At 71.3% G+C, this 1682-nt stretch carries 1 protein-coding gene and 1 pseudogene; one reads left to right on the forward strand and one right to left on the reverse strand.

The features are described 5' to 3' along the window. A partial coding sequence (locus tag HC022_RS25965; protein WP_167454305.1) for an Mrp/NBP35 family ATP-binding protein occupies nt 1-758 on the forward strand: 758 nt, incomplete at its 5' end. Nucleotides 759-1073: 315 nt separating this feature from the next. Here the strand turns inward: HC022_RS25965 and HC022_RS25970 are convergent. Further along, nucleotides 1074-1682, reverse strand: a pseudogene (locus HC022_RS25970) (DNA polymerase III subunit delta'); the annotation flags it as partial.

The following is a 1682-nucleotide window of genomic DNA, read 5'->3' on the forward strand; positions in this document are numbered from 1 at the left end:
TGAACCCGCCGGGCGTGAAGACGGTGATCGCCATCGGTTCGGGCAAGGGCGGGGTGGGCAAGTCCACCGTGTCCTCGAACCTCGCGGTGGCGCTGGCGCGGGCGGGCAAGAAGGTGGGCCTGCTGGACGCGGACATCCACGGCCCCTCGCAGCCGCGCATGTTCGGCATCTCGAAGCGCCCGGCGAGCCCGGACGGCAAGACCATCATTCCGCTCAAGGCGCACGGCGTGACCCTCATGTCCATCGGCTTCATGCTGCCCGAGGACAAGGCCGTGGTCTGGCGCGGGCCGATGCTGATGGGCGCGCTGCAGCAGATGATGATGCAGGTGGAATGGGGCGAGCTCGACGTGCTGCTCATCGACCTGCCGCCGGGCACGGGAGACGTTCAGCTGTCGCTGGGGCAGAAGAGCGAGCTTGCCGGGGCCATCGTGGTCTCGACGCCGCAGGACGTGGCGATGATCGACGCCAAGAAGGCGCTCGACGCGTTCCAGACCCTGAACGTGCCGGTGCTGGGGCTGATCGAAAACATGTCTCTCTATATATGTCCCGACTGCGGGCACGAGGCGCATCTCTTCGGCCATGGCGGCGTGGCGGCCGAAGCCGAGCGGCTGGGCCTGCCGGTGCTGGCGCAGCTGCCCATCGACCTCGAGACCCGCATCGGCGGCGATGCGGGCACGCCAGTCGCCCTTGGCGACGGCGTCATGGCCCAGGCCTACGCCACGCTCGCGGACCGGTTCATCAAGGGCGGGATCGTCTGAGGCCGGTTGCGCGCCTTGTTTCTGCGCCGCTGGGTCTTGCTGTGCGGTTGCCCGGCCCTGGTGCCTGTGGCGAGGGGGCAGGGGGCGCTGCCCCCGTCCCTGCGGGACTCCCCCGGAGTTTGCCTGGCAAGATGAAGACGCGAGGGCCTGGCTGCGGGCTGGTTTGAGTGGCTGGGGGTGGGCCGGGTTGATGGGGTGGGCTTGGTGGCGCGGGTCCAGAGGGCCAGCCCGTTGCGGGAGAGGGGGTGTTGTCCCCGTCTCCTGCGGTGTTTGCTTGCCAAGATGAAGATGTGGGGGCTTCGCCGGGGGCGCTGATCAGGCGACCTTGTGGAGTTGCAGGATCATGTCGAGTACCAGCGCTGCGGGGTCGACGTTGACGGCGCGGGCATGGCGGGCGCGGTCGCCGGCGTCCTGCGCGATCCGGGCCCAGGCGCGCCCGGTGGCGGGGTCCGGGGCGAGGCGGGAGAGCATCGCGGCCTCGCCGGGGGCGGCCTCGGGCATCGGCGGCTGGCCGGTGACGCCGGTGCGCGCGAGCCGGGCCAACACGAGATCCATCAGTGTCAGCACGAGATCGAGCCGCGGCTCGTTGGCCTTGCCTGCGGTGCTTTCGCCGAGGGCGATGGCGCGGGGGCGGTCGAGCCGGGGCAGGGTGTCGAGAAGCCGGACGAGGTCGGCGTAGAGCTTCAGCCCGTCGTGGTTCAGCAGCCGCAGCGCAGCCCCCACCGAGCCCGCGGCCAGTGCCGAGAGCGCCTGCGCCTCGTCGGTGCGGACCTCGGCGCCCGCCTGTCCCAGCGCGCGGGCCATGTCCTCGGGATCGAGGGGACCCAGGCGCAGCTCGCGGCAGCGCGAGCGGATGGTGGGCAGGAGGCGCGAGGGCTGGTGCGAGATCATCAGCAGCACGGTGCGCGCCGGCGGCTCCTCGAG

The sequence above is a fragment of the Salipiger sp. HF18 genome (assembly GCF_011806505.1).
GTDB lineage: Bacteria > Pseudomonadota > Alphaproteobacteria > Rhodobacterales > Rhodobacteraceae > Salipiger > Salipiger thiooxidans.